The following is a 24,555-nucleotide window of genomic DNA, read 5'->3' as shown; positions in this document are numbered from 1 at the left end:
ATGTAGCTGGGTACCCGTTGCCGCAGGTGAACCGTGAGCAACTCGATCTGAGGAGAGTGGTCCGTGTCCGTAACGGCCCTGGATGCCGCGTTCTTCGTACGCTGGATGACGGCGGCGGCCGCCGCCATCGACCGGGAGGCGGAGCGGCTCACCGAGCTGGATTCGGCCATCGGTGACGCCGACCACGGCACGAACATGCAGCGTGGTTTCGCGGCCGTGGTGAAGATGGTGGAGGCCGAGCCGCCGGCCACGCCCGGGGCGGTGCTGACCGCGGCCGGGCGGCAGCTGATCTCCAGCGTGGGCGGGGCGTCCGGACCGCTGTACGGCACGCTCCTGCGGCGCACCGGGAAGACGCTGGGCGACGCGGCGCAGGTGTCCGCCGAGGAGCTGCGGGCCGGGCTGGGGGCCGGGGTGGACGCGGTGGGGCAGCTCGGCGGGTCGGCGCCGGGTGACAAGACGATGCTGGACGCGCTGGTGCCCGCCGTGGCGGGGCTGGCCACGTCCTTCGAGGCGGCGGCCGGGGCGGCCGAGGAGGGCGCGCGGTCGACGGTGCCGATGCTGGCCAAGAAGGGGCGGGCGAGCTACCTCGGCGAGCGCAGCATCGGGCATCAGGACCCGGGGGCCACGTCCTCGGCGCTGCTGTTCGCGGCACTCGCCGAGGCGGCGAAGTGAGCAGCGGGGGCGAAGTGCGCGGCCAGGGCCCGGCCGGCGGGGCGGAGGCGCTGGTCGGGGTGGTGCTGGTGTCGCACAGCGGGCCGGTCGCGGAGTCCGTGGCCGCGCTGGCCGTCGGGCTGGCCGGGGGCGGCGCCAAGGCGCCGGTGGCCGCGGCCGGCGGCACCCCGGACGGCGGGCTGGGCACCAGCGCGGAGCTGATCACCGAGGCGGCCCGGCGGGTGGACCGCGGTGCGGGGGTGGCGCTGCTGGTCGATCTGGGCAGTGCGGTGCTGACCGTCAAGGCGCTGCTCGCCGAGGGGGACGAGCTCCCCGAGGGCGCACGGCTGGTGGACGCCCCCTTCGTGGAGGGTGCGGTGGCCGCGGTGGTCACCGCCTCCGCCGGGGCGGATCTGGACGCGGTCGCGGCGGCGGCCGGGGAGGCGTACGGGTACCGCAAGGAATGAGCGGGCGGGGCGGCCCCGTTCGGCCCGCTTCCGGCCCGCTCCCGGCCCCCGGCACTCCGCGCGTCAGGGCTTGCGGGCGACGGCCGCGTAGCAGGCGGCCTCGGCGTCGGTGACGTGGGTGGCGTCGGCGGGGTCGTCCGGTCGCCACTGGTGGGAGAGGGCGATGCCCGGCTCCAGCAGGTCCCAGCCGTCGAAGAAGCGGAGGAACTCGGGGCGGGAGCGGAACTGCAGGCGGGTCCCGGCGTCACCGTAGATCTTGATGATCTTCTGCATCGTCTCGGGGGCGAAGTCCGCGGTGGCGTGGCTCATGGCGAGCGTGGAGCCGCTGGGGAGGGCCGCCTTGAGGGTTTCGACGATGGTGTGGGCGCGGTCCCGGCCGTCGTCGGGGACGAAGTGCATCAGGGCGTTGAGGCTGAGGGCGACCGGCCGGGACAGATCGAGGGTGTCGAGGAGTTGCGGCGCGCCGAGGATGCCCCCGGGGTCGGTGACGTCGGCCTGGACGTAGGCGGTGCGGCCCTCGGGGGTGCTGAGCAGCAGGGCCGCGGCGTGCGCGAGGACGATCGGGTCGTTGTCGGTGTAGACGATCCGGGCGTCGGGGGCGCTGCCCTGGGCGATGTCGTGCAGGTTGGGCGGGGTGGGGATGCCGGTGCCGATGTCGAGGAACTGGCGCAGGCCGGACTCGGCGAGGAAGCGGGTGGCGCGGTGCATGAACTCGCGGTTGATGCGGGCCGCGACGAGTGCGGCGGGGAACACTCCGAGCACGCTGCCGGCGGCCATCCGGTCGGCCAGGAAGTTGGTCTTGCCGCCCAGGAAGTAGTCGTAGATCCGGGACGAGTGGGCCCGGTCCAGCTGTAGGTCCACCACCGGCTCGTGTGCGTTCATCGTCCGCTGCCTCCCCAGGTACGGCTCCCACTTGGGCACAGCGCCGCAGGCCGGGCGGCCGGGGGCGCACGCGAAGAGAGCGTGCGCCCCCAGCGCGGGCTTTCGGCCGTTGTGCGCTGGGCTGTGGGAGCTCTGCCCGGTGACGGCCGGATCATGCGGGGCGCACACCCGCGCAGGCAGTGACAGCCCGCCATCTCGGTGTCACGATTCGTCACATGCCATCGTCATGGGTAGTCATATGAATACGCAGCGGAAGATTTTTGCGCCCCTCGTGCCACAAACGGGGCCTGTTTCCTGTTCATTGGAGGGTGAGGGCAAACCGTCCTCCCGCTGTCCTCGGGACACCGCCACCCGGTCAGCGGTGCACGGCAAACGGAACGAGGACTGCTCGTGAGCGCAGACCGGGACCGACTTCTACCGGCGTGCGCCCCGGCGCACACCCTCATCACGGAGTTAGCCGCGCTCCCCCGGTGCCCCCTGCCGCCCGTCACACCGGCCCGGTCCGACCGCCAGCTGTCCATAACCTTCGAGGCGTTCCTCGCGACCCATGCCCGCAAGTGGCTGACCTACGCCTATCTGCACACGGGCAGCGAGCCCGCGGCCCGCGAGGTCGCCCTGTCCGCCTACGAGCAGCTCGGCCGGCTGTGGCCGCACGCGCTGCGGCAGGCGTCGGTGGAGGCGTACGCCTGGTCGGTCCTCAAGGAGCGGGTGGTGGAGTGGCTCTACGACCACCAGCAGCCCACCGCCCTCACCGAGACCGCCGCCTTCGCCGTCGTCACCCATGCCCTGCTGCGCGAGTGCCAGCAGCAATTCGCCATGCTGGAAAGCCAGTTGGGGCTGTACGCGGCGATCGCCAGACTGCCGGAGCGGCAGTGCGACGTGATCGTGCTCCGGCACGTCATCGGCTACAGCGACGCCCAGATCGGCGCCCTGCTCGGCGTCGACGAAGTCACCGTCCGCTCCTACGCGAGCCGCGGCAAGCGCAAGCTCGCCGCGGCGCTCGGTATCGATCAGGGAAATCCCAGGGGGAACTGACCATGTCGCACACCCATTCCGCCGGGCGGCGGGAGACCGTCGAGACGCTGCTCAGCGCCGCCGCCGCGGTCGCCGGGACCGACGGGCCGGCGGGCCTGTACGGTCCCGGCGGGCCGACGCCGCCCGGCGGCCCCCGCCGGATCGGCGTCCCCGTACCGGCGGGCGCCCTCGCGGCGGACGGGACCGGGCCGGCCGGGCTGCCGGGCCGGGCCGACCGGGCGGCGCCGAGCGGCTATCCGAGCGCCCGGGACGAGGCCACCCATGAACTCCAGCTGGCCTGTGCGCTGGTGGTGAACGCCGCGGCGGCCGCGGCCAGCCTGGAGCGGCTGGTCGACGACCACCGCATCGACCCCGAGGGTGCGCTGGTCTTCGCCTGTCTGCTGCACATCACGGGCCGCACCGACGCGGCGCACTTCTGGTGGCACTTCGGCGCCGGCGCCGGCAGCCGGACCGCCGCCTACTGCCTGTACCTCTCGCACCGCCGCAACGGCGAATACCGCGACGCCGCGTACTGGCGCGAGCAGGCCGCGCACGGGCCCGACGAGGAGCGTCCTTCGATGGCCGCGTTCGACGAGAAGCAGCTGCTCCCGGACGCCGCCCGGCACAACCTCCTGGTCCAGTGGCACAGCGGGCTCGCCCCGACCCTGCCGGCCGCCCTGGAGCACGTGATCAACCAGCTGGTCGTGGACAGCGACGACGAGGACTTCGGCGAGATCCCGCGCCCCTCCCCCACCCTGGTCCGGGACCTCGGCCGGACCTGGTAGCCGGCGGCCGGCGGGGCGGTGGTCAGACGAAGCTGACGCCCTGGGCGAGCGGGAGGTCCGCCGAGTAGTTGACGGTGTTGGTGGCCCGGCGCATATAGGCGCGCCACGCGTCGGAGCCGGACTCGCGGCCGCCGCCGGTCTCCTTCTCCCCGCCGAAGGCGCCGCCGATCTCCGCCCCCGACGTACCGATGTTGACGTTGGCGATCCCGCAGTCGGACCCGTCGGCGGCGAGGAAGCGTTCGGCCTCGCGCTGGTCGCGGGTGAAGATGCTGGAGGACAGCCCCTGCGGCACGTCGTTGTGCAGCGCGAGCGCCTCGTCGAAGGTGCGGTAGGTCAGGACGTAGAGGATCGGCGCGAAGGTCTCGGTGCGGACGATCCCGTTCTGCTCGGGCATCCGCACGATCGCCGGGCTCATGTAGGCGGCCTCGGGGGCCTCGTCCGCCAGGCACCGCTCGCCACCGGTCAGCAGCTTGCCGCCGGCCCGCTGTGCGGCGGCCAGCGCCTCGGACATCGCCGTGCGGGCGGCGGGGCCGATCAGCGGGCCGACCAGCGTGGCCGGGTCGAACGGGTCGCCCAGCGGCAGCTGTTGGTACGCGTGGACGATGCGCGGCAGGAAGCGGTCGGCGACGTCCTCGTGGACGATCAGCCGGCGCAGCGTCGTACAGCGCTGGCCCGCGGTGCCGGCGGCGGAGAAGACCACGGCGCGGACGGTCAGGTCCAGGTCGGCCGACGGGGTGACCACGGCGGCGTTGTTGCCGCCGAGTTCGAGCAGGCAGCGGCCGAACCGGGCGGCCACCCGGGGCGCGACCTCGCGTCCCATCCGGACCGAGCCGGTCGCGCTGACCAGGGCCACCCGCGGGTCGTCGACCAGGTGCTCCCCGCAGTCCCGGGCGCCGAGCAGCAGGTGGTGCACCCCGGCGGGCGCGCCCGTGTCGGCGGCGGCCCGGGCGAGCAGCGCGTCGCAGGCCAGCGCGGTGAGCGGGGTGAGCTCGGACGGCTTCCAGACCACCGGGTCGCCGCAGACCAGGGCGATCGCGGTGTTCCAGGACCACACGGCGACCGGGAAGTTGAAGGCGGAGAGCACGCCGACCACGCCGAGCGGGTGCCAGCTCTCGGAGAGCCGGTGGCCGGGGCGTTCGCCGGCGATGGTGCGGCCGTAGAGCTGCCGGGACAGGCCGACCGCGAAGTCGCAGATGTCGATCATCTCCTGGACCTCGCCGAGCGCCTCGGAGCGGATCTTGCCGGCCTCGATGGTGACCAGGTCGGCGAGGTCCTCCTGATGGGCGGTCAGCAGCGCGCCCAGCCGTTTGACCAGCGCCCCGCGCCGCGGCGCGGGCACCGTACGCCACTCCTGGAACGTCCGGTGCGCCTCGGCCACGGCCGCGTCGATCTGCTCCGGCGTGGTGGCGGCGAGGTCGGCGAGGAGGCCGCCGGTGAGGGGCGTACGGGCGGGGAGGGTCGTGCCGGAGGCGGCGGTGACGGCGTCGAGGTCGGCGCCGCAGTGGCGGAGGGCGGTGGCCGCGCGGGCGCGCAGCGCGGCGGTGTCGGGGAGCCGGGGGCCGGCGGGGCTGGCGGCGGGCATGGCGCGCTCCTGGGGGGGAGAAGGGGGCGTTCAGGGGGCGGGGACGGGTTCCGGGTCGATCAGTTCCCCGTGGTCCAGGGCGCGTAGCGCGGCACCCGCCCGGAGGGTGAACAGCGCCTGCCGCAGCGAACGGTCCTGCTGCCCGGCGTAGAGCGCGAACGGGTCGGCCACCGGGCGGCCGATCGCCTCGGACAGCCGGTCGGCGTCGAAGGGCGCGCCGGCCCGGTCCGCGTCGTGGCGGCCCGCCCCTGTCAGGTTGGAGCGGAAGATGCCGGCGGCGGAGCGCGGCAGGAAGTCCTCGTAGACGATCGGGTGCGCGGTGAGCCAGCCGTGGGTGAGCAGGCCGGCCAGGTCGGCGGGCGGGCGCCGGCCGTCCCGGGGGCGCGCGGGCTCCGGGCGGTAGGTGAAGAACGCCAGGTGGGAGAGGGCGAGTTGGTGTTCGGAGCCGGGGAAGCCCTGGAGCCAGAGGCAGCGGGCGGTCTGCTGCCGGTCGGCGCCCGGGCGCAGTACCGTCCGGCGGTCGGTCTCGGCCATGAGGTGGTCGTAGCGGGCCCGGCCGGCGCGGGTGAGGGCGATCCCGCGCGCCTCGACCTCGCCGAACCGGACGCGCAGTGCGCCGCGGGTGAGCCGGCCGTCGGGCTCGCGGAAGGTCCGGGTCTCGGCCAGGGCGCGGAAGGAGGTCTGGCGCAGCAGGACGTCGGGGCCCTCCCAGCGCGGCGGTCCCTGGATCCGGTCGATCATGGTGATGCCGCGTTCGCCCATGCGGCGGTGGAGGGCGTCGATGTCGAGGACGCGCGGGGTGAGGTGGTTGAGGTGGGTGGTCGTCACCCCGCCGATGTCGGCGGCGACGGCCGAGACCCGTTCCAGTTCGGTGTACCAGGCGCGGTCGACCGGCTCCCGTGACATGGCGAACGCGGCGGCCGCGAGGGTGAGGAAGCGTTCGGCCTGGGGGTCGGGGAGCCCGCCCTCCGCCTCGGCGCGGGCGGCCAGGGCGAGGAGTTCGGGCGGGAAGAGCTGACGGCGGGCGAGGAAGGCGTCGAGCCGGGCGGCGAGGTCCGGGCCGAAGAAGCGGCGGTCGGAGGTGGTCAGGAGGGAGGTGAAGACGCGGAAGGGGTTGCGTTCCAGTTCCTCGGGGGCGGTCGGCCGGAAGGCGGTGGAGACGACGGGCACCGCGCCCTCGCCGCCGTCCCGCAGGTCGTAGAAGCCCACCGGGTGCATGCCGAACGCCGCGAACACCTGGGCGGCCTGCCGGAGTTCCTCCGGTGTGCCGACGCGGACGGCGCCGTGCCGTTCCACGCCGACCCGGCCGAGGCCGCCGAGCCGGGCGGCCTGTGGGTCCCGGGCCGCGACCTCGTCGTTGATCTGTGCGGTCACCTCCAGCAGCGTGGTGTACGCGGGGACTTCGGTGCCGTACATGCCGGACAGCCGGCGGGCGAACGCGGCGCGCAGTTGCCAGGTGGGGACCATACGCAGCTCCGGGGACGGGGAGGGACGGGTGCCGGGGAGGGGCTCCGGGGCCGTCGCCGGTGTCGCGGTGGAAGCCATCCGGTCCGCCTTCCCGTGTCGTGGTGCGGGAGCCGGTGCCGGTCGGGCACCGGTGGTGCAGAGGATGACGGGCGTGCCGTCGCGCGTCCATGGGGCGGGGGGCGGACGCGGTGTCCCGGGTTCCGGAACTGCGGGTTTCCGGTCCCAGGGTTCTGGGCGGGGCGGGGTTGCGCAAGGTGGCCGGCTGCTCCGGGCGCGCGGTCCGGTCACCCCGACGGGGCCGGCCGGCGCGCCCGCCGGGCCGCCCTCGCGCACGCTGGAGCGGCCCCGTCGTGTCCGCCTGGAGGTACCGGTGCCCGCAGCCGCCCGCCTGCGCACCCTGGCCGTGCTGCTCGCCGCCGGCGTCGGCGCCGCCCTGCCGACCGCGCCGGGGGCGCCCGCCGCCGTACCCGTCCCGGAATCCGGCCGGGGTGCGCTGTTCGAGACCACGGATCTGGCGGTGTCCGGGCAGGGCGCGCACACGTACCGCATCCCCGCGCTGGCCACGCTGCCGGACGGCACGCTGATCGCGGCGTACGACCGGCGGAACCACAGCGCGGCCGATCTGCCGGGCGACGTGGACGTGATGGTGCGGCGCAGCGTCGACAAGGGGCGCACCTGGAGCGCGCCGCGGGCGGCGGTGGACTACGACGGCGGGGTCGGTGCCGGGGACCCGAGCCTGCTGGTGGACCGGACGACCGGGCGGATCTTCCTCTTCCACGCGTACGCGCCCAAGGGGGTCGGCTTCGGCACCGCGGGCCCCGGCAACGCGCACGACAGCACCGGCGTGCTGCACACCGATTACAGCTCTTCCGACGACGGCGGCCGCAGCTGGCGGCACCGCCGGATCACCCGCGCCCTCAAGGACCCGTCCTGGCGCGGCATCTTCGCCTCGTCCGGTTCCGGCAGCCAGCTGTCCGGCGGGCGGCTGCTGCAGCAGTACGCGTTCCGCAAGGCGGACGGCAGCATGTGGGCGGCGAGCGCGTACAGCGACGACCACGGGGCGACCTGGCGGCTGGGCAGGCCGGTGGGGCCGCGGATGGACGAGAACAAGACCGTCGAGCTGGCCGACGGGCGGGTGCTGCTCAACAGCCGCACCACGAGCACGCCCCGGCGGCTGGTCGCGCACTCGCGGGACGGCGGGCTGTCCTACAGCGCCCCGACGGCCGACGACGCCTTGCCCGACCCGGCCAACAACGCCTCGATCCTGCGGTACGACCCGGCGGCCCGGGCCGGCCGGCCGCGGGCGCACTGGCTGCTGTTCAGCAATACGGCCAGCGCCCGGGCCCGGGAGAACCTCACCGTGCGGGGCTCGTGCGACGACGGGGAGAGCTGGCCGGTGTCCCGGACGGTGGTGCCGGGGCCGGCCGGGTACTCGACGCTGACCCGGCTGCCGGACGGCACGTTCGGGCTGCTCTACGAGTCCGGGCCGTACCGGAAGATCACCTTCGCCCGGTTCAACGGGGCATGGCTGGGGATGCGCTGCCCGGGGCCGTCACCCGGGTGAACCGCCGCTTCACACGGACGGGTCCTCGACGCCGGGCGGCCAGGCCGGGCGGGCGCCGTCGGGGACGGCGGCCAGCGCATGGCCGACCGTCGGGTAGCAGGAGAAGACGCCGAGGGACTGGGTGCCGACCAGCAGCCGGAGCATCCGTACGCCGAGGGAGGCCAGCAGCAGCCGGCCCTCCAGGCGGCGGCACAGCCATTCCAGGGCCAGCAGGCAGCTGAGCCCCCGGGAGTCGCAGAAGCGCAGGGCGGTCAGGTCCAGCACGAGGAAGCGGTGGCCGGCCGAGACCACCGACCGTGCTTCGGCGAGGAACGCCTGCTCGGTGCGGAGGTCGAGTTCCCCGCTGACGCGCAGCACCGCGCACTCCTCCGCCTCCACGACCGAGGTGACCGCCAACGACCGCATCTCCGAGCTCATGCCGTCCAGACTATGCGGCGCCGCCGCCGGCACCACCGCTGCGGGCGGCCGGATCCGATCGGGCGGTCCCGGTGGGCCACGGGCACGCCACAGGAGGGGTACGGGCAGCCGCCCCGGGTCCCGGCCGGTGCGGGAGCGGTCCGGAGCGGGCAAAAACGGGCAGTTTTTCTGTCACTACGGGCAGGACTCCGGTCGGCCCCGGTTGCTATAAACCTGATGCGGGCGGAAACGGGCAGGCCCGTGACCGAACGGAAGCCACCGGAAACCGCCGGACACCGGGCAGGAGTGAGCCATGAGGGCCGAGGAACGCCAGCACCGCATCCTCGCGCTGGCCAGGCAGTCCGGCCGGGTCGAGGTCGCCGATGCCGCGGCCGAGTTCGGCGTGGCCCGCGAGACCGTCCGCCGCGACCTGAGCGAGCTGGAGCGCCGCGGGCTGGTCCGGCGGACGCACGGAGCCGCGTACCCGGTCGAGAGCGCCGGTTTCGAGACCACACTCGCCCGGCGGGAGACCCAGCAGGTGGCCGAGAAGCGGCGGATCGCCGCGGCGGCCGCGGAGCTGGTCGGCTCCGCCGAGACGGTGTTCGTCGACGAGGGCTACACCCCGGAGCTGGTCGCCATGCTGCTGCCCACCGACCGCCCGCTGACCGTGATCACCGCCTCGCTGCGGACCGCGTCCCTGGTCTCCGTCGCGGAGTCCGCCACCGTGCTGCTCGCCGGCGGCCGGGTGCGCTCCGGGACGCAGGCGACGGTGGGGTCCTGGGCCCGCGACATGCTCTCCCGGTTCGTGATCGACCTGGCGTTCCTCGGCGCGAACGGCGTCTCCCGGGAGCATGGACTGACCACCCCCGACCCGGCGGTCGCGGAGGTGAAGGAGCAGGCCGTCCGCTCCTCGCGGCGGCGGGTGCTGGTCGGGGTGCACAGCAAATTCGGCGCCAGCAGCTTCTGCCGGTTCGCCGAGGTCGGCGACTTCGACACGATCGTCACCGACGCGGGACTGTCCGCGCCGGAGGCCCACCGCTACTCCCTCCTGGGGCCGCAGGTGCTCCGGGTCTGACCCACGGCCCGGACCGCACCGGTCCACACGCCACCACCAGCCGCCGCCGAGGCCGCACCGCACCGCGGGCCCTCGTGCGGTTCCCCCACCGTGCCTCGGCACGACCTTGTATCCCCAACATGCCGACATGCAGTGAAAAAGAGAGGTATGAGCCGTGCGAGCACGATCCCCCGGGCCAGGCCGCGGCCCCCGCGCGGCGGGGCTCACCGCCCTGGCCCTGGCCCTGTCGCTGTCCACCACCGGCTGCTACCGCGGCGCCGGTGACGCCGGCAACGACGGCCGCAACACCCTGAACGTCCTGATGGTCAACAACCCGCAGATGGTGGATCTGCAGCGGCTCACCGCCGAGCACTTCACCAAGGAGACCGGCATCAAGGTCAACTTCACCGTGCTGCCGGAGGACGACCTGCGCGACAAGATGAGCCAGGACTTCTCCAGCCAGGCCGGCCAGTACGACGTGGCCAGCGTCAGCAACTACGAGACCCCCATCTACGCCCGCAACGGCTGGCTCGCGGAGCTCGGCACCCGTGCCGCGAAGGACCGGACGTTCGGCCAGAACGACATCCTCCCGCCGCTGCGCAGCTCCCTCACCGCCGCCGACGGCAAGATCTACGCGGAGCCGTTCTACGGCGAATCGTCCTTCCTGATGTACCGCAAGGACCTGCTCCGGGCCGCCGGCCTGACCATGCCCGCCCGCCCCACCTGGCACCAAGTGGCCGCACTGGCCGCCAAGCTGGACGGATTCCGCAAGGGCATGAAGGGCATCTGCCTGCGCGGCCAGCCCGGCTGGGGCCAGCTGGCCGCCCCGCTGACGACCGTCGTCAACACCTTCGGCGGCACGTGGTTCACCAAGGACTGGAAGGCACGGGTCGACAGCCCGGAATTCACCCGGGCCACCCGGTTCTACGTCGACCTGGTCCGCAAGCACGGCGAGGCGGGCGCCCCGCAGGCCGGCTACACCGAGTGCCTCAACGACATGCAGCAGGGCAAGGTCGCCATGTGGTACGACGCCACCGCCGGCGCCGGCTCCCTGGAAACCACCGGCTCCAAGGTCGCCGGCCGGATCGGCTACGCCCCCGCCCCGGTCGAACGCACCCGCACCTCCGGCTGGCTCTACACCTGGGCCTGGGGCGTGCAGAAGGCCAGCACGCATAAGGACGCGGCCTGGAAGTTCATCCGCTGGGCCTCGGGCGCCCCGTACGAACGGCTGGTGGGCCGCGAACTGGGCTGGTCGAGGGTGCCCGGCGGCAAACGGGCCTCGCTCTACCGCAACCCCGACTACACCCGGTCCGCCGGCGCCTTCGCCGCGGCCACGCAAGCCGCCATCGGCTCGGCCCGGCCCGGCGACCCCGGCGTCCAGCAACGCCCCGCCCCCGGGATCCAGTTCGTCGGCATCCCCGAATTCTCCGACCTCGGCACCAAGGTCTCGCACGAGATCAGCGCGGCCATCGCCGGCAAGCAGAGCGTGCCCGAGGCCCTTACCGCGAGCCAGCGACTGGCGCAGGAGGTGTCCGATGCCTACGCAGACCACTGAGCCGGCCCGGGAGGCCGCGGGTCCGGGAGCACCGCCGGCCGGCGGACCGGTCGCCCGCGCCCGCCGCACCGGGCGGGCCAAGGACTGGGCCCGGCGCGCCCCGCTCCTCCCCGCCCTGGTCTTCCTGATCGCCGTCACCCAGCTCCCGTTCGTGGCGACGGTGGTGATCTCCTTCACCCGCTGGAACGCGCTGGCCCCCGACCACCGCGGCTTCGCCGCCTTCGCCAACTACCGGGCGGTCTTCACCGATCCGGCACTGCGGTCCTCGGTGGGCACGACGGTGCTGCTGACCGTGACCGTGGTGCTGGTCAGCCTGGTGCTCGGGCTGGGCCTGGCGCTGCTGCTGGACCGCAGCTTCCGCGGCCGCGGCATCGTCCGGACCCTGCTCATCACCCCGTTCCTGGTCGTTCCGGTGGCCTCCGCGCTGCTGTGGAAGCACGCCCTCTACAACGCCTCGTACGGGCTGATCAACGGCTCGCTGACCTGGATATGGGGCCTGTTCGGCAGCAGCGACGCACCGCAGCCGGACTGGATGACCGACGTGCCGCTGGCCGCGGTCGAGGTGTCGCTGATCTGGCAGTGGACACCGTTCATGATGCTGATCCTGCTGGCCGGGCTGCAGAGCCGGGCGACCGACGCGGTCGAGGCGGCCCGGATGGACGGGGCCACCGCCTTCGACATCTTCCGCTACCTCACCCTGCCGCATCTGCGCCGCTACCTCGAACTGGCCGCGCTGCTGGGCACCGTCTACGTCGTCCAGAACTTCGACGCGGTGTTCACCATCACGTCCGGGGGCCTGGGCACCGCCAACCTCCCGTACACCATCTACCAGACCTTCTACCAGGCCCACGACTACGGACGGGCGTCCGCGCAGGGCGTCGTCGTGGTCGTGTGCTCCCTGCTCGTGGCGACCTTCGCGCTGCGTACCGTCTCGTCCCTGCTGCGCGAGGAGGTCACCCGATGAACCGCGCACCCCTGACCCGGCGCCCACGGCGAACCGGGAGCCTGCTGGGCCTGGCGGCCTGGCTGTGCGGCATCGCCTTCTTCCTGCCGGTCGCCTGGATGGTGCTGACGTCCTTCCACAGCGAGGCGGACGCGGCGACCAACCCGCCGAGCGTCGGCGCGGGGCTGAGCCTGCACGGCTACCGGGAGTTCTTCGGCGCGGACAGCGGCGTCAGCCCCTGGCCGCCGCTGCTCAACTCCCTGACCGCATCGGTGGTTTCCACCCTGCTCGTGCTGGCACTCGCCTTCCCGGCCGCGTACGCCCTGGCCATCAAGCCGGTACGGAAGTGGAGCGACGTCCTGTTCTTCTTCCTCTCCACGAAGATGCTGCCGCTGGTGGCCGGGCTGCTGCCGGTGTACCTCGTCGCCCAGAACACCGGGCTGCTCGACAGCGTCTGGCTGCTGGTCATCCTCTACACGTCGATGAACCTGCCGATCGCGGTGTGGATGATGCGCTCGTTCCTCGCCGAGGTGCCGGTGGAGATGCTGGAGGCGGCCTCGATCGACGGTGCCGGGCTGACCACCACCCTGACCCGCATCGTGGCCCCGGTCGCCCTGCCCGGCATCGCCGCGACGGCGCTGATCTCGTTCATCTTCAGCTGGAACGAGCTGCTGTTCGCGCGGGTCCTGACCGGGATCGTGGCCGGCACCGCGCCGGTGTTCCTGACCGGACTCGTGACCAGCCAGGGCCTGTTCCTGGCCAAGGTGTGCGCCGCCGCCACCGTCATCTCGCTCCCGGTGCTCGTCGCCGGGTTCGCCGCCCAGGACAAACTCGTCCGGGGCCTGTCGCTCGGAGCCGTGAAATGACTCGCGGCCGTGCAACGAAGGGAACCGTGAAATGAAGGCCGCACTGATCAGCGCCCCCGGCAAGGTCGAGGTCACCACCGTCGACGACCCCACCCCCGGGCCCCGCGAGGTCGTGGTCCAGGTCGCCGCCTGCGGGCTGTGCGGAACCGATCTGCACATCCTCCAGGGCGAGTTCGCGCCCACCCTGCCGGTCGTCCCGGGCCACGAGTTCGCCGGAACGGTCGTCGCGACCGGCAGCGCGGTCACCGAGCTCGACGAGGGCGACCGGGTCGCCGTCGACCCCTCCCTGTACTGCCACGAGTGCCACTACTGCCGGATCGGCCGCAACAACCTCTGCGAGCGCTGGGCCGCGATCGGGGTGACCACGGCCGGCGGCGCCGCCGAGTTCGCCGTGGCACCGGTCGCGAACTGCGTCAAGCTGCCCGATCACGTCCGTACCGAGGACGCGGCCCTGATCGAGCCGCTGTCCTGCGCGGTCCGCGGCTACGACATCCTGCGCTCGACGCAGCTCGGCAGCCAGGTGCTGATCTACGGCTCGGGCACGATGGGCCTGATGATGCTGGAGCTGGCCAAGCGGACCGGTGCGGCCGGCGTGGACGTCATCGACATCAACCCCGAACGGCTGGCCACCGCCCGCACGCTGGGCTGCAGCAACGCCGCCGGCTCCGCCGACGAGCTGGACCGGCCGCGCGGCTGGGACGTGGTCATCGACGCCACCGGCAACGAACGCGCCATCCAGGACGCGCTCGGCCGGGTCGGCAAGGGCGGCACGTTCCTCCAGTTCGGCGTGGCCGACTACGCCGCCCGCGCCGTCATCGAGCCGTACCGGATCTACAACCAGGAGATCACCATCACCGGCTCGATGGCCGTCCTGCACAGCTACGAACGCGCCGCGGAACTCTTCGCGGCGGGCGTCCTCGACCCGGAGGTCTTCATCAGCGACCGCCTCCCCCTGGACCACTACGCCGAGGCGCTCGGCCGGTTCCGGGCCGGGCAGGGCCGCAAGATCCAGGTCTGCCCGTAGGACGTGCCCCGGCGTCGTCCACGCCCTCACCGCGGCAGCCGGGCCGGCGCGAGCTCGCCGTGCAGCAGCGCGGTGCCGAGCGGGGTGAGGGCATGGACGACGCAACCACCGTCGCGCCGGCTGCGGGCCAGGCCGGCCTCGCGCAGCGCGCTGACGTGCTCGCTGGCCGACGGCGCGGAGACCCGTAGGCGGCGGGCCAGTTCACCGGTGGTGGCGGGCGCGTCGAGGGCGGCGAGGACCCGGGCCCGGGTGCGGCCGAGCAGGGCGGACAGGGCCTCCGGTCGGCAGCCGCGGGTGGCGGCCGGCGCCCAGCCGGTCGCGTGTTCCACCGGGTGGACGAGGACCGGCGGCAGGCCGGGGTCGGCGAGCGCGATGGGCCGGCGCCAGCAGAAGTGGGACGGGATCAGCCGCAGCCCGCGGCCGCGCAGATGCAGCTCGCGCTCGCAGGGATAGTCCACGGACAGCACCGGCGGGTCCCAACACGCCGACGGGCGCAGCGAGTCGAGCATGCCGTCGACCCCGCCGCGGCAGAACGCGCGGGTCCGGGCGCCGCGGTCGCAGCCGACCGTGGCGGCCACCTCGGTCCAGTCGGGCGCGACCACCGCACGGTGCACCTCCTCGAAGGCGGTGGCCAGTTCGTCGAGCGGCTGCCGGCTGCCGGCGGCCAGCGCACCGGCCCAGCGCGGCAGCCGGGCCGGCAGCGCGGCCCGGGCGGCCTCCGCGACCAGTCGTTCGGCGGGGGTGTCGCGGAGCGCCGCCAGGCCCGCGGCGAGCCCGTCGCGGGCCGCGTCGGGGGTGAGGAAGTCCGGGAAGTAGCGGGCGCCGGCCGGGGCGAGAACGCTGATCAGCCGGGCGGCCCGGGCCAGCCCGCGCGCGTGCAGCTCGCGCCGGGCCCGGGCCCGCCAGGCCGCGTACACCGGCACTCCGGGACCGGCCGGCACCAGCTGGTGCATCGCCAGCACCGTTTCCCAGAGCGGATCGGGTTCCGCGGCGATCTGCACCCGCGCGACATCCCGGTCCTCGAAGTGGATGCGCAACATGCGGCCCCCGCGGCATGCTCACGACCCCGTTGCCGGAGCCCTGTGTTCCGGGCCTCCCCCGGGGCCCCGCCGTCAGCCTGCCGGGCCGGGGACGGGGTGTCCAGGGCGAGGGCCGGCCGGCCGTGTGCACAGGTGGTGAAGGCGGGGAGCGCGGGGCACGGTGCGCGAGCGGCCCGGCGGCCGGTTCCGGGCGCGGGGCGGGGCCTTGGCGGGCCCCGGAGTCAGCCGTCGGCCGTGAGCCGCTCGGCGAGGCGTGCCAGGAACACCCGCTGCCCCGTCACCAGCCGCCCGTGCGCCTCGTCCGGGGCGAACCACGCCACCCGGTCGATCTCCGGGAAGCTGCGGACCGTGCCGGAGCCGCGCGGCCATTCCATGGTGAAGGTGCCGGGCACGATCCGTTCGGGGTCGAGATCGCCCTCGACGGCCCACACGGTCACCACCTTGCCGCCGGACTGCCGGGTCTCCCCCAGCGGCAGGTAGGTGCCGTCGGGCGGCGGCACCCCGAGCTCCTCCTCGAACTCCCGCCGGGCGGCGGCCCACGGCTCCTCGGGCGGCAGGTACTCCCCCTTGGGCACGGACCAGGCGCCCGCGTCCCGCCGGGCCCACAGCGGTCCGCCCATGTGCGCCAGCAGCACCTCGACGCCGGGCCCGCCGCTCCGGTACAGCAGCAGGCCGGCGCTGCGCCGCGCCGCCACGGCCTACCCCTCCCCGCCGGGATGCGCGGCGAGGACGGTGCCCACCGTGTCCGCCTCCGCGGCCGTCTTGTCGTCCCGGTAGCGCACCACGCGCGCGAACCGCAGCGTCACCCCGGCCGGGTAGCGCGAGGACGTCTGCAGCCCGTCGTAGGCGATCTCCACGACGAGTTCCGGCCGCACGGTCACCACATGCCCGTCGTCGGACACCGCGAGCTCCCGCAGCCGCTCGGTCTGCCAGCCGAGGACGGTGTCGGTGAGCCCCTTGAAGGTCTTGCCGAGCATGACGAACCCGCCGTCCGGGTCGCGGGCGCCCAGGTGGAGGTTGGACAGCTTTCCGGTGCGCCGGCCGTGCCCCCACTCCGCCGCCAGCACCACCAGGTCGAGGGTGTGCACCGGCTTGACCTTCAGCCAGGCGGCGCCCCGGCGGCCGGCGCTGTACGGGGCGTCGAGCGCCTTGACCATGACGCCCTCGTGGCCGCGGTCGAGCGTCCGGGTCCAGAACTCCTCGGCGGCCGCGCGGGCCGCGGGGTCGGCCGGGTCCTCGACCACACAGCGCCGCACCCGCATCGGCTCCGGCACCAGCCGCGCCAGCTCCGCATGCCGCCGGGCGCCCGGCAGTTCCAGCAGTTCCCGGCCGTCCACCGCCAGGACGTCGAAGAAGACCGCGGAGAGCGGCAGCGCGGCCTGCGCGGCGGCGACGTCGACCCGTGATCCGAACCGGCCCGCGACCTGCTGGAACGGCACCGGGCGACCGCTGCGTCCGAGGGCGATCACCTCGCCGTCGAGGATGAAGCGGGTGGCCGGCAGCTCCCGGGCGGCGGCGGTCACCTCGGGCAGCCGCCCGGTGACCTCGTCCAGCGTGCGGGTGTAGATCCGCACGTCCGGGCCGTCCCGGTGCACCTGTACGCGGATGCCGTCGAGCTTCTCCTCCACGGCGCAGGCCCCCAGTTTGTCGATGGCCTCGGCCACGGACTTGGCGCTGTGCGCCAGCATCGGCCCGACCGGCCGGCCGACGGTCAGCCGGAAGCGGGTCAGCGCCGCCGGCCCCTCCGCGAGCAGCGCCCGGGCCACGTCCTGCAGCGAGCCCGCGAGCATCACCGCCCGCCGGACGTCCTCGGCGGGCACCTCGGTCGCCGCGGCCAGCCCCTCGACCGCGAGGGCGTCCAGCGCGCCCTGGCGCACCTCGCCGGTGAGCAGCCCGACCAGGAACCGCTGCTCCTCGGCGGTCGCCGCGCCCAGCAGCTCCCGCACCCGCCGGCGCCGCTCCGCCTGCGCCCCGGCCCCGGCGACCCCGGCCAGCCCGGTCAGCGCCGCGTCCGCCTCCCGTACGGTCAGCGTGGCCCGCTCCGCCGCCGGAACCGGCTCGCGCAGCACGCTCCAGCCGACCCCGATCCGCCCCTGGGGCAGCCGCCCGGCCAGATACGGGATGACCACCGGGACGTCCTCCGGCGCCGCGGCCCGGAACAGCCCGGCCAGCAGCGCGATCTTCCGCGACCGCGCGGAGGTCGCGGCCACCTCCCCTGACACCTGCGCGAGATCGGCCAGCAACATAGGGCCATGGTGCCTCCGTACGGCCCGCGGCGCAGCGGGGCCCGCCGTGAAGTAGCTTCACCCACAAGCACTTTCTGCGCCGAACGGGCTGCCGGCCCAGCCGGATTCCCCCGTGCCGCGCGGAGGCGATGCCGCTCGGAGGTCGCGCGATGGACCCGGAAGACCTCATGGCGGAGGCGGCGCGGCTCGCCACCGAATCCGCGGAGAACGGCTGGGGCGGCCCCTTCGGCGCGGTGCTCACCCGCGACGGCGAGATCCTCGCCCGCGGCCAGAACCGCGTCCTGCTGACCGGTGACCCCACCACGCACGCCGAGGTGGAGTGCCTCCGCGAGGCCGTGCGCCGTCTCGACCCCGAGGCCCCGTCCATTTCGCAGGAGCGCCAAGGCGAAAGCACCCTGGCTTACGTACCGCGCCCGGAAGGCTCCTCCGGTCCGGTCCCCGCACGCGCCCGGATGCTCCACCCGGAGCTGGGCGCCCGCGCCTGCGACGCCTGGCGGGCCCGGGCGGACCGGCACTGGTACTGAGTCCCCGTCCGCCCGTGGACGGCCCGCTCACTCGTACATCACGTACTCCGGCTGCGGCCTGAGCGCCAGCACCTCCTTCGGCGTCATCAGGCGGCTGCCGCCCTGCGCGTCCTCCTCGTAGAAGAGCTTGAAACCGGTGTGCAGCCCGTCCGGCAGATCGCGCACCAGCCGCTTCCAGGTACCGCGTTTGAGCCCCGGCGAGCCGATGCCGTCGGCGCTCTTGATCAGCGCCACGCCCGGCTGCGGCCGCAGCGCGGACTGCTCCCGTACGACGGACGTGGCGACCTGATGGAAGACCAGCGGTTTCTCCGGCAGGTCGTGCGCCTCGACCAGCCCCGACAGATAGCGGGCCACCGAGGTGAGCTCATGGCCGTCGGTCCGCCCGTAGGAGTCGCCCGGTATGTCGCCGGGGCCCATCTCCCACTCGGGGTCCAGCGCCACCCCCACGTCCGGGTGGACCAGCCACTTCCGCAGCGCCTTGACCTCGTCGAGCACCGCCGCCCGCCCGGGCTGGACGTTCAGCAGCAGCATCGCCCGCCGGCGGCGCGCCAGCCGGTGGAAGCGGTCGATCGTCGCGGCGGGCGTCCGGGAACGGTATGTGCCGTCCGGGCCGGGGGTGGAGTTGGCGACCACGGCCAGCAGCTCCAGTACGGGCAGTGGTTCGCGCCCCGCCGCAAAACGGCGGGCCGTCTTCTCGATCTCGTCGGCGCGCTCCGCCGAATCGCCGGTCCCGAGCCGGCCGAGCGCCGCCGCACCGGGCAGCCCGCAGAAGCCGACCATCCGGTACCGCGGGAACAATTCGCGTCCGCCGCGCGGGAGTTCAGGGCGGGGGCGGTGCGGTGTCCGGGTGGGGGCGGGAGAACCCTGCGGGCCGGACGGGCCGGGCGAGGCATGCGAGGGCCGGGGAGCGGGTTTGGCGTCCGAGCGGCCGGCGGACGGCGCCTCCCCGCAGCCGGTGAGCAGCGTGAGGCCGGCCGCCGCGGTCGCCGCGAGCACCTCCCGGCGACCGACGCCCGCTGCCCTTTCCGGCGCTCCGTCCGTTGTCCGCCGTGCTGTCCCGTCCGTTCCGGTTCCTGCCGCGGTGTCCGGCACACTGCCTCCGTCCTTCGGGCGACCCTTTCCGTCCAGTGCGCTTCTCCAGCCGATTCCGCGCAAAACCCGCGCCGCCGGCCTCCTTTCGCCGACCCGGCCGGGTCAGGCCATTTCCGGCCCCTCCGGACGAGTGCACGAGGGCGGAGCAGGCGCAACGCCTCCCCCGGCGCGTAGCGTGAAGGTGTGACCAGGCCCCGACGCCTCGATGACGCCACCGCCCGTCCGGACGGCGAGCGCCGCCTGTGGTACGCCGCCTACGGCTCCAACATGCACCTCGACCGGCTGACGTCCTACCTGGCCGGCGGGCGTCCGCCCGGCGGGCTGCGCAGCCATCCCGGCTGCCGGGACCCGCGCCCGCCCGCCCGTACCGAGCCGGTCATGCTGCCCGGCCGGATGTACTTCGCCACCACCTCACAGGTCTGGGCCGGCGGCCGCGCCTTCTACGACCCCGGCCCCCGCGCCCCGCGGCCGCCGCACGGCACCGACGGCCGGGCGCCCGAACTCCCCGCCCGGCTCTACCTCCTGACCCCTGCGCAGTTCTCCGACATCGCCGCCCAGGAGATGTACCGGGAACCGGGCGGGGAGCTCGATCTCACGGAGGTGCTGCGCGAGGGAAGGGCGTGCATCGGCCCGGGCCGCTACGAAACGCTGGTGTGTGCCGGGCGGCTGGACGGCCTGCCGGTGCTGACGTTCACGGCCCCCTGGAACCCCGCCGACGGCACCGTCGACCTGAACCCGCCGTCCGCGGCCTATCTGCGCCACATCGCGGCCGGGATCATCGCCGCCCACGGCTGGAGCGCACGCCGCGCCGCCGGCTATCTGGCCGGCTGCCCGGGCGCCCACGGCCACTGGACGGCGAGGGACATCGCCGCGCTGCTCAGCGGCCCAGCAGCGCCGGCAGATCGGCGAACGAGTCGATGACCTCGTCCGGGGTCCCGTCGGCCGCCTCGACGGCCTCGGGCTGGTACTTGCCGGTCCGGACCAGGACACCGGTGATCCCGCAGCGCTGGGCCGCGAGCACGTCGGACTCGACGTCGTCGCCCACCATCAGCGTGTCGGAGGCGGACGTGCCCAGGTGCGCCAGTGCGGCGGCGAAGAACGCCTCGGACGGCTTTCCGGTGACCACGGCATCGACCCGCGCGGCCCGTTCCAGTCCCACGAGGAAGGCGCCGGTGTCCAGGTCCAGCCCCTGTGCCGTGCGCCAGTACAGATTGCGGTGCATGGCGACGAGCCGGGCACCGGACCGCAGATACCGGAACGCCGCATTCAGCGCCGGGTAGCTGAATTCCTCGCCCGCCCCTCCGAAGACCACCACATCCGGCGGCGCCCCGGAGTCCGCCTCCGGACGGTCCGCCTCCGGTCGGTCCGTCCCCTGGACGATCTCGACGCCTTCCAGGTCGGCCCGGACGTCACCGCTGTTGATCAGCAGACAGCGCGCGTCCGGATGGTGTTCTTGCAGGTAGGCGGCGGTGACCGCGGGTGCGGTGAGGATGTCGTCGGCGCCGACGGGAAAGCCCTCCCCGCCCAGTCGCCGGGCGATCTCGGCGCGGGTGCGCGAGGTGGTGTTGGTGACCAGGGCCAGCGGGAGGCCCGCGGCGCGCAGCCGTTCCATGGCCTCGACGGCGCCCGGCAGCGCCTTCCAGGACACCGTGAGCACCCCGTCGATATCGATCAGCACCGCCCGGATGTGTTCCATGTGCACGACGGTAACCACGGTCGGCGGCATCCGGCCGGTGGACGGACGGCGGCGACCGGCCCGACTTGCGCCCGCCCCCCACTTGCGGTTACGTCGGAGACAGGTGTACGGGGTCGAGGACAGGTAGGGCCGTGACCTCCGTCCCCTGGGCAGGGGGTGCCCATCGTGCTGTTCACCGATCGCGTCGACGCAGGTCAGCGCCTTGCCGAAGCGCTGCGGCAACTGGCGCAGGAAGAGCCCGTGGTCCTGGGCCTGCCGCGGGGCGGGGTCCCGGTGGCCTTCCAGGTGGCGCGGGCGCTGAACGCGCCGCTCGATGTGATCGTGGTCCGCAAGCTGGGCGTCCCGTACCAGCGTGAGCTGGGGTTCGGCGCCATCGGTGAGGGCGGCGTGCGGGTGATCAGCGATGACATCGTCCGTCGCGGCCACCTCGGCCAGGCGGACCTGGCGTCCGTCGAGCGCACCGAGGAGGCGGAACTGGTGCGCCAGGCGGAGAAGTTCCGCGCCGGACGCCCCCGGCTGTCCCTCGAAGGACGGACCGCGATCCTGGTGGACGACGGTATCGCCACCGGCTCCACGGCGGCCGCCGCTTGTGAGGTGGTACGGGCGCAGGGCGCGGCCCGGGTGGTGCTGGCCGTGCCGGTGGCGCCTCCGGACGCGGCCGAACGGCTCCGCGGCAGCGCCGATGAATTCGTCTGTCTGTCCACGCCGTTCGGGTTCTCCGCCGTGGGCGAGTGGTATCAGGACTTCTCCCAGACCCCCGACGACGAAGTGGTCTCCCTGCTGGCGCAGGCCGCCGCCCGGCCCGGTACGGGTGCCGGCGCGACCGCCGACGAGAATCCGGGCGCCGGAGAGGGCGCGGCCCCCGTGGAGGACGGGGACGTCGAGGAGGAGGTGGACGTCGAGGAGGAAGTGGCCATCGACGCTGCCGGGGTCCGGCTGACCGGCGATCTGACCTTGCCGGCGGGCGCCAAGGCGGTCGTGATGTTCGCCCACGGCTCGGGCAGCAGCCGGCACAGCCCCCGTAACCGCCTGGTCGCCACCGCCCTCAACCGGGCGGGCCTGGGCACCCTGCTCTTCGACCTGCTCACACCGGCGGAGGAAGCCAACCGGGCGAACGTCTTCGCCATCGAGACGCTGGCCGAGCGGCTGACCGACGCCACGGAGTGGCTGCGCGGCCGCGTTCCCGTACCGATCGGCTACTTCGGCGCGAGCACCGGGGCCGCCGCCGCGCTACGGGCCGCCGCCTCCCCGAGCGCGGACATCGGCGCCGTGGTCTCGCGCGGCGGCCGCCCGGACCTCGCCGGGCCGATGCTGGCCGGCGTCCGCGCACCGACCCTGCTGATCGTCGGCGGCAACGACCCGCTGGTCCTCGACCTCAACCGCGAGGCCGAATCCGCACTGCGCTGCGAGACCCGTCTCGACGTCGTCCCCGGCGCCACCCACCTCTTCGAGGAGCACGGCGCCCTGGCCCAGGTGTCCGAGCTCGCCCGGGACTGGTTCCTCGACCATCTGGTCGGCTGAGCGGCCCGGTGCCGGCGCCCTCACGTCTCGTCGGTCTCGTGAGCCTCGTCAGTCTCGTCAGTCTCGTCAGTCGATGGTGAGTTCGCCCATCGCGCTCCAGCCGTGGGCGCCCTCGATGGTGGTGCTCACGATCTCGGGGGTACGGCGCAGCAGCGGGCGCATGGCTTCCAGACCGGCCCGGAAGTGAGCGGAGTTGACGTGCGCCTCGCCGGCGTCGTCCTGGAACGCCTCGACGAGGACGTAGGTGTTCGGGTCCTCCAGGCTGCGTGACCACTCGAACCACAGGTTGCCGGGTTCGGCACGGGTGGCACCGGTGAAGGCGTGGACGTGCTGCGGCCACTCCTCGGCGTACTCGGGCTTCACGGGGAACTTGACGACAATGAAGATCATCCGGCGATTCTAGATCACCTGCTGATGTTTCCTGTTAGCCGTGGGTTTGAGTGTGAGTGTCATGGTCTGCGCTGCCGTTCCGCGCTGTGCTCCGGCCGTGATCAGCGCCGGATCAGCGCCGGATCGGGGCTCTCTCAGAGGTGTCTCAGGGGTCTCTCAGGGACGGATCAGGGGCGGGTCGGGGAAAGCCCTGACGGAATCGCGGCGGACTTTCCTCATGCTGAGTCACATGAGTTCTTCTTCCTTGTCCCGCAGGGCAGTTGTGGGTGCGGCGCTGTCCGGTGCGGCGGTCCTGGCGACGCCGGGCCTCGCGCAGGCCGCCGGCCGCTCCCCCGGCCCGCGCCCGCCGCACCGGCCCGTCCCCACCGTCCCGTCCGCCCCTGCCACTCCCCCGGTGCCGGTGCCTCCGCTGAACGTTCCGGCGCTGCGGGCCGCCATCGGCGATCTGGAGCATCCGCAGCTGACCGCGGCGCAGGTGCGGGTGAGCGGCTCGGCGGGCCGGTGGTACGGCGCCGCGGGCGTCGCCGATCGGGACACCGGCCGGGCCGTCCAGGCCCACGACACCTTCCGCATCGGCAGCATCACCAAGGTCTTCGTCGCCACGGTGGTGCTCCAGCTGGTGGCCGAGGGCCGGGTCGCGGTGGAGTCGCCGATCCAGCGCCGGCTGCCCGGGCTGCTGCCGGCCGGGTTCCCGCCGATCACGGTGCTGCAACTGCTGAACCACACCAGCGGGCTCCCCAACGAGCAGGGCGAACCGGACCTGTCCACGCCCGAGGCCATCGCCCGGCACCGCTACGACCGGTGGACCCCCCGTCAGCTCGTCGCCCTCCTCCCGCCCGGCGCGATGAAGTTCACGCCCGGCCGGAAACAGGAGTACCGCGGCATCAATTACGTCCTGCTGGCGCTGCTCATCGAGCGGCTGACCGGCCGGCCCTACGGAGAGGTCGTCGCGGACCGCATACTGCGCCCGCTCGGACTGCACCACACCTGCGTGCCGGGCAACGACCCGCGGATCCACGGCCCGCATGTGCACGGCTATATGAAGATGACGGACGGGTCCCTGCTGGACATCACCGATTTCGACCAGTCGGACGCATGGGGCGAGGGCGAGATGATCTCCACCACGGGTGATCTGGACCGTTTCCTCACCGCCCTGTTCTCCGGTGAGCTGCTGCCGCCCCGTGAGCTGGACCGGATGTTCACGCTGCCGCCGGAGGAGGTGCGGATGCTGGACGGCACCCCGGCGCGCTACAGCGCGGGGCTGCAGACGGTGACGGTGAACGGGATCACCTTCTGGGGGAAGACCGGCGAACGCTTCGGCTATGCCTCGGCCATGGTCGCCACGCAGGACCAACAGCGGCGTGCGGTCCTGTCGTTCAACCCGGTCCGGCGCGATGCCACCCAGGTACAGGCCACCCTCCGCATGGCCGACGCCCTGACGAAGCCCCCGTCCGGGCGCTGACCAGGACCGGCCAGGCCCCGGCCGGACGAAGGCGTAGCCGGCGCCCACGGGGTTGACGGGGGTCGTCCCCAGGGGTGCCGGCTACGAGCGAGGGCGGCCGGGCCTCAGCTCAGCACTGCGGCCGCTTGCCGTGGTTGGCTCCGTTCTTGCGGCGTGCCTTCTTCTTGCGACGGCGCTTCGAGGACATGGCGTCTCCCTTCTCCCTGGCGGCTCATCGATGGTTTCGCCGAATTTCTACCACTTCGGCGCGGTATCCCGCCCGGCGATCATGAGGCCCGTACCCAGCGTTCCGGTGCATCACCCTCCGGCTCCCTGTGAGTCATGCCACCGGACG

The 24,555-nt window shown here is 73.8% G+C and carries 25 protein-coding genes; 14 read left to right on the top strand and 11 right to left on the bottom strand.

Annotated elements, in window-relative coordinates:
- The first annotated feature begins 63 nt into the window (after positions 1 to 63).
- Together dhaL and ACZ7MX_RS11035 are read left to right on the top strand one after the other, a co-directional pair.
- The gene (dhaL, locus tag ACZ7MX_RS11040; RefSeq protein WP_472131250.1) at positions 64 to 672 is read left to right on the top strand and encodes a dihydroxyacetone kinase subunit DhaL; all 609 of its coding nucleotides are present in this window, start codon (positions 64 to 66) and stop codon (positions 670 to 672) included.
- Positions 669 to 1,118, top strand: a complete 450-nt coding sequence (locus ACZ7MX_RS11035; protein ID WP_472131249.1) for a PTS-dependent dihydroxyacetone kinase phosphotransferase subunit DhaM — start codon at positions 669 to 671, stop codon at positions 1,116 to 1,118. Before dhaL ends, ACZ7MX_RS11035 begins: the two co-directional genes overlap by 4 nt.
- Positions 1,119 to 1,181: 63 nt before the next feature.
- On the opposite strand, the gene ACZ7MX_RS11030 is transcribed toward ACZ7MX_RS11035, so the two are convergent.
- Positions 1,182 to 2,000: an SAM-dependent methyltransferase gene (locus ACZ7MX_RS11030; protein ID WP_472131248.1), complete on the bottom strand. Its 819-nt coding sequence runs from the start codon at positions 1,998 to 2,000 to the stop codon at positions 1,182 to 1,184.
- Between the two features lie 390 nt (positions 2,001 to 2,390).
- Here ACZ7MX_RS11030 and ACZ7MX_RS11025 point away from each other — a divergent pair, with 390 nt between their 5' ends.
- Positions 2,391 to 3,035, top strand: a complete 645-nt coding sequence (locus ACZ7MX_RS11025; protein WP_310723806.1) for an RNA polymerase sigma factor — start codon at positions 2,391 to 2,393, stop codon at positions 3,033 to 3,035.
- Between the two features lie 2 nt (positions 3,036 to 3,037).
- Positions 3,038 to 3,799: a hypothetical protein gene (locus tag ACZ7MX_RS11020; protein ID WP_472131247.1), complete on the top strand. Its 762-nt coding sequence runs from the start codon at positions 3,038 to 3,040 to the stop codon at positions 3,797 to 3,799.
- Positions 3,800 to 3,821: 22 nt separating this feature from the next.
- Here the strand turns inward: ACZ7MX_RS11020 and amaB are convergent, their stop codons facing one another.
- Both amaB and hglS read right to left on the bottom strand, forming a co-directional pair.
- On the bottom strand, positions 3,822 to 5,381 hold the full coding sequence (gene amaB, locus ACZ7MX_RS11015) for an L-piperidine-6-carboxylate dehydrogenase (protein ID WP_472131246.1): 1,560 nt from the start codon (positions 5,379 to 5,381) through the stop codon (positions 3,822 to 3,824).
- A gap of 30 nt (positions 5,382 to 5,411) precedes the next feature.
- Positions 5,412 to 6,848, bottom strand: coding sequence for a 2-oxoadipate dioxygenase/decarboxylase (gene hglS, locus ACZ7MX_RS11010; protein WP_472131380.1), 1,437 nt, complete (start codon positions 6,846 to 6,848; stop codon positions 5,412 to 5,414).
- Between the two features lie 370 nt (positions 6,849 to 7,218).
- Here hglS and ACZ7MX_RS11005 point away from each other — a divergent pair, with 370 nt between their 5' ends.
- Positions 7,219 to 8,412 (top strand): sialidase family protein, encoded by a 1,194-nt coding sequence (locus tag ACZ7MX_RS11005; protein ID WP_472131245.1) that lies wholly within the window; start codon positions 7,219 to 7,221, stop codon positions 8,410 to 8,412.
- 9 nt (positions 8,413 to 8,421) lie between these two features.
- Here ACZ7MX_RS11005 and ACZ7MX_RS11000 read toward each other — a convergent pair whose 3' ends face one another.
- Positions 8,422 to 8,829 (bottom strand): STAS domain-containing protein, encoded by a 408-nt coding sequence (locus ACZ7MX_RS11000; RefSeq protein ID WP_472131244.1) that lies wholly within the window; start codon positions 8,827 to 8,829, stop codon positions 8,422 to 8,424.
- 292 nt (positions 8,830 to 9,121) lie between these two features.
- Between ACZ7MX_RS11000 and ACZ7MX_RS10995 the strand changes: the two genes are divergently transcribed.
- From ACZ7MX_RS10995 to ACZ7MX_RS10975, 5 genes are all read left to right on the top strand, one after another.
- Positions 9,122 to 9,883, top strand: a complete 762-nt coding sequence (locus tag ACZ7MX_RS10995; RefSeq protein WP_472131243.1) for a DeoR/GlpR family DNA-binding transcription regulator — start codon at positions 9,122 to 9,124, stop codon at positions 9,881 to 9,883.
- A gap of 211 nt (positions 9,884 to 10,094) precedes the next feature.
- Positions 10,095 to 11,417: an ABC transporter substrate-binding protein gene (locus tag ACZ7MX_RS10990; RefSeq protein WP_472131379.1), complete on the top strand. Its 1,323-nt coding sequence runs from the start codon at positions 10,095 to 10,097 to the stop codon at positions 11,415 to 11,417.
- A complete protein-coding gene (locus ACZ7MX_RS10985) occupies positions 11,398 to 12,381 on the top strand; it encodes a carbohydrate ABC transporter permease (protein ID WP_472131242.1) in 984 nt (327 codons plus the stop codon). The genes ACZ7MX_RS10990 and ACZ7MX_RS10985 overlap by 20 nt, the downstream gene beginning before the upstream one ends.
- Complete coding sequence (locus ACZ7MX_RS10980; RefSeq protein WP_472131241.1) at positions 12,378 to 13,226, top strand: carbohydrate ABC transporter permease; 849 nt, start codon at positions 12,378 to 12,380, stop codon at positions 13,224 to 13,226. The genes ACZ7MX_RS10985 and ACZ7MX_RS10980 overlap by 4 nt, the downstream gene beginning before the upstream one ends.
- A 31-nt stretch (positions 13,227 to 13,257) precedes the next feature.
- Complete coding sequence (locus ACZ7MX_RS10975; RefSeq protein WP_472131240.1) at positions 13,258 to 14,250, top strand: zinc-dependent alcohol dehydrogenase family protein; 993 nt, start codon at positions 13,258 to 13,260, stop codon at positions 14,248 to 14,250.
- A 26-nt stretch (positions 14,251 to 14,276) separates the two neighbouring features.
- Here the strand turns inward: ACZ7MX_RS10975 and ACZ7MX_RS10970 are convergent, their stop codons facing one another.
- From ACZ7MX_RS10970 to ACZ7MX_RS10960, 3 genes are all read right to left on the bottom strand, one after another.
- Positions 14,277 to 15,290: a winged helix-turn-helix domain-containing protein gene (locus tag ACZ7MX_RS10970; protein WP_472131239.1), complete on the bottom strand. Its 1,014-nt coding sequence runs from the start codon at positions 15,288 to 15,290 to the stop codon at positions 14,277 to 14,279.
- A 221-nt stretch (positions 15,291 to 15,511) separates the two neighbouring features.
- Entirely contained in the window at positions 15,512 to 15,985 is a 474-nt protein-coding gene (locus ACZ7MX_RS10965) for an NUDIX hydrolase (RefSeq protein WP_472131238.1), read from the bottom strand.
- Between the two features lie 3 nt (positions 15,986 to 15,988).
- Complete coding sequence (locus ACZ7MX_RS10960) at positions 15,989 to 17,536, bottom strand: ATP-dependent DNA ligase (RefSeq protein WP_472131237.1); 1,548 nt, start codon at positions 17,534 to 17,536, stop codon at positions 15,989 to 15,991.
- Positions 17,537 to 17,685: 149 nt separating this feature from the next.
- Here ACZ7MX_RS10960 and ACZ7MX_RS10955 point away from each other — a divergent pair, with 149 nt between their 5' ends.
- Entirely contained in the window at positions 17,686 to 18,060 is a 375-nt protein-coding gene (locus ACZ7MX_RS10955) for a tRNA-specific adenosine deaminase (RefSeq protein WP_472131236.1), read from the top strand.
- A gap of 27 nt (positions 18,061 to 18,087) precedes the next feature.
- Here the strand turns inward: ACZ7MX_RS10955 and ACZ7MX_RS10950 are convergent, their stop codons facing one another.
- A complete protein-coding gene (locus ACZ7MX_RS10950; protein WP_472131235.1) occupies positions 18,088 to 19,056 on the bottom strand; it encodes a hypothetical protein in 969 nt (322 codons plus the stop codon).
- Between the two features lie 279 nt (positions 19,057 to 19,335).
- On the opposite strand from ACZ7MX_RS10950, the gene ACZ7MX_RS10945 reads away from it, so the two are divergent.
- Positions 19,336 to 20,073: a histone deacetylase gene (locus ACZ7MX_RS10945; protein ID WP_472131234.1), complete on the top strand. Its 738-nt coding sequence runs from the start codon at positions 19,336 to 19,338 to the stop codon at positions 20,071 to 20,073.
- Here the strand turns inward: ACZ7MX_RS10945 and ACZ7MX_RS10940 are convergent.
- Entirely contained in the window at positions 20,030 to 20,848 is an 819-nt protein-coding gene (locus tag ACZ7MX_RS10940; RefSeq protein WP_472131233.1) for a TIGR01458 family HAD-type hydrolase, read from the bottom strand. The genes ACZ7MX_RS10945 and ACZ7MX_RS10940 overlap by 44 nt on opposite strands.
- Before the next feature lie 165 nt (positions 20,849 to 21,013).
- Between ACZ7MX_RS10940 and ACZ7MX_RS10935 the strand changes: the two genes are divergently transcribed.
- Positions 21,014 to 22,369, top strand: coding sequence for a phosphoribosyltransferase family protein (locus tag ACZ7MX_RS10935; protein WP_472131232.1), 1,356 nt, complete (start codon positions 21,014 to 21,016; stop codon positions 22,367 to 22,369).
- Between the two features lie 66 nt (positions 22,370 to 22,435).
- Here the strand turns inward: ACZ7MX_RS10935 and ACZ7MX_RS10930 are convergent, their stop codons facing one another.
- Positions 22,436 to 22,759, bottom strand: coding sequence for a putative quinol monooxygenase (locus ACZ7MX_RS10930; RefSeq protein ID WP_472131231.1), 324 nt, complete (start codon positions 22,757 to 22,759; stop codon positions 22,436 to 22,438).
- Between the two features lie 229 nt (positions 22,760 to 22,988).
- Between ACZ7MX_RS10930 and ACZ7MX_RS10925 the strand changes: the two genes are divergently transcribed.
- Positions 22,989 to 24,221 (top strand): serine hydrolase domain-containing protein, encoded by a 1,233-nt coding sequence (locus ACZ7MX_RS10925; protein ID WP_472131230.1) that lies wholly within the window; start codon positions 22,989 to 22,991, stop codon positions 24,219 to 24,221.
- Positions 24,222 to 24,330: 109 nt separating this feature from the next.
- Here ACZ7MX_RS10925 and ACZ7MX_RS10920 read toward each other — a convergent pair whose 3' ends face one another.
- Positions 24,331 to 24,408 (bottom strand): 50S ribosomal protein bL37, encoded by a 78-nt coding sequence (locus tag ACZ7MX_RS10920; RefSeq protein ID WP_373558710.1) that lies wholly within the window; start codon positions 24,406 to 24,408, stop codon positions 24,331 to 24,333.
- Positions 24,409 to 24,555 lie beyond the last annotated feature (147 nt).

The organism is Streptomyces sp. NPDC107765 (assembly GCF_055657085.1).
This window is presented reverse-complemented; position numbering and strand designations above follow the sequence as displayed.

Coding starts and splice junctions, on each gene's coding strand:
- ACZ7MX_RS11030 (WP_472131248.1), bottom strand. CDS start 2,000: ATGAACGCACACGAGCCGGTGGTGGACCTACAGCTGGACCGGGCCCAC.
- ACZ7MX_RS11020 (WP_472131247.1), top strand. CDS start 3,038: ATGTCGCACACCCATTCCGCCGGGCGGCGGGAGACCGTCGAGACGCTG.
- amaB (WP_472131246.1), bottom strand. CDS start 5,381: ATGCCCGCCGCCAGCCCCGCCGGCCCCCGGCTCCCCGACACCGCCGCG.
- hglS (WP_472131380.1), bottom strand. CDS start 6,848: ATGGTCCCCACCTGGCAACTGCGCGCCGCGTTCGCCCGCCGGCTGTCC.
- ACZ7MX_RS11000 (WP_472131244.1), bottom strand. CDS start 8,829: ATGAGCTCGGAGATGCGGTCGTTGGCGGTCACCTCGGTCGTGGAGGCG.
- ACZ7MX_RS10995 (WP_472131243.1), top strand. CDS start 9,122: ATGAGGGCCGAGGAACGCCAGCACCGCATCCTCGCGCTGGCCAGGCAG.
- ACZ7MX_RS10985 (WP_472131242.1), top strand. CDS start 11,398: ATGCCTACGCAGACCACTGAGCCGGCCCGGGAGGCCGCGGGTCCGGGA.
- ACZ7MX_RS10980 (WP_472131241.1), top strand. CDS start 12,378: ATGAACCGCGCACCCCTGACCCGGCGCCCACGGCGAACCGGGAGCCTG.
- ACZ7MX_RS10975 (WP_472131240.1), top strand. CDS start 13,258: ATGAAGGCCGCACTGATCAGCGCCCCCGGCAAGGTCGAGGTCACCACC.
- ACZ7MX_RS10970 (WP_472131239.1), bottom strand. CDS start 15,290: ATGTTGCGCATCCACTTCGAGGACCGGGATGTCGCGCGGGTGCAGATC.
- ACZ7MX_RS10960 (WP_472131237.1), bottom strand. CDS start 17,536: ATGTTGCTGGCCGATCTCGCGCAGGTGTCAGGGGAGGTGGCCGCGACC.
- ACZ7MX_RS10955 (WP_472131236.1), top strand. CDS start 17,686: ATGGACCCGGAAGACCTCATGGCGGAGGCGGCGCGGCTCGCCACCGAA.
- ACZ7MX_RS10940 (WP_472131233.1), bottom strand. CDS start 20,848: ATGGAACACATCCGGGCGGTGCTGATCGATATCGACGGGGTGCTCACG.
- ACZ7MX_RS10930 (WP_472131231.1), bottom strand. CDS start 22,759: ATGATCTTCATTGTCGTCAAGTTCCCCGTGAAGCCCGAGTACGCCGAG.
- ACZ7MX_RS10925 (WP_472131230.1), top strand. CDS start 22,989: ATGAGTTCTTCTTCCTTGTCCCGCAGGGCAGTTGTGGGTGCGGCGCTG.
- ACZ7MX_RS10920 (WP_373558710.1), bottom strand. CDS start 24,408: ATGTCCTCGAAGCGCCGTCGCAAGAAGAAGGCACGCCGCAAGAACGGA.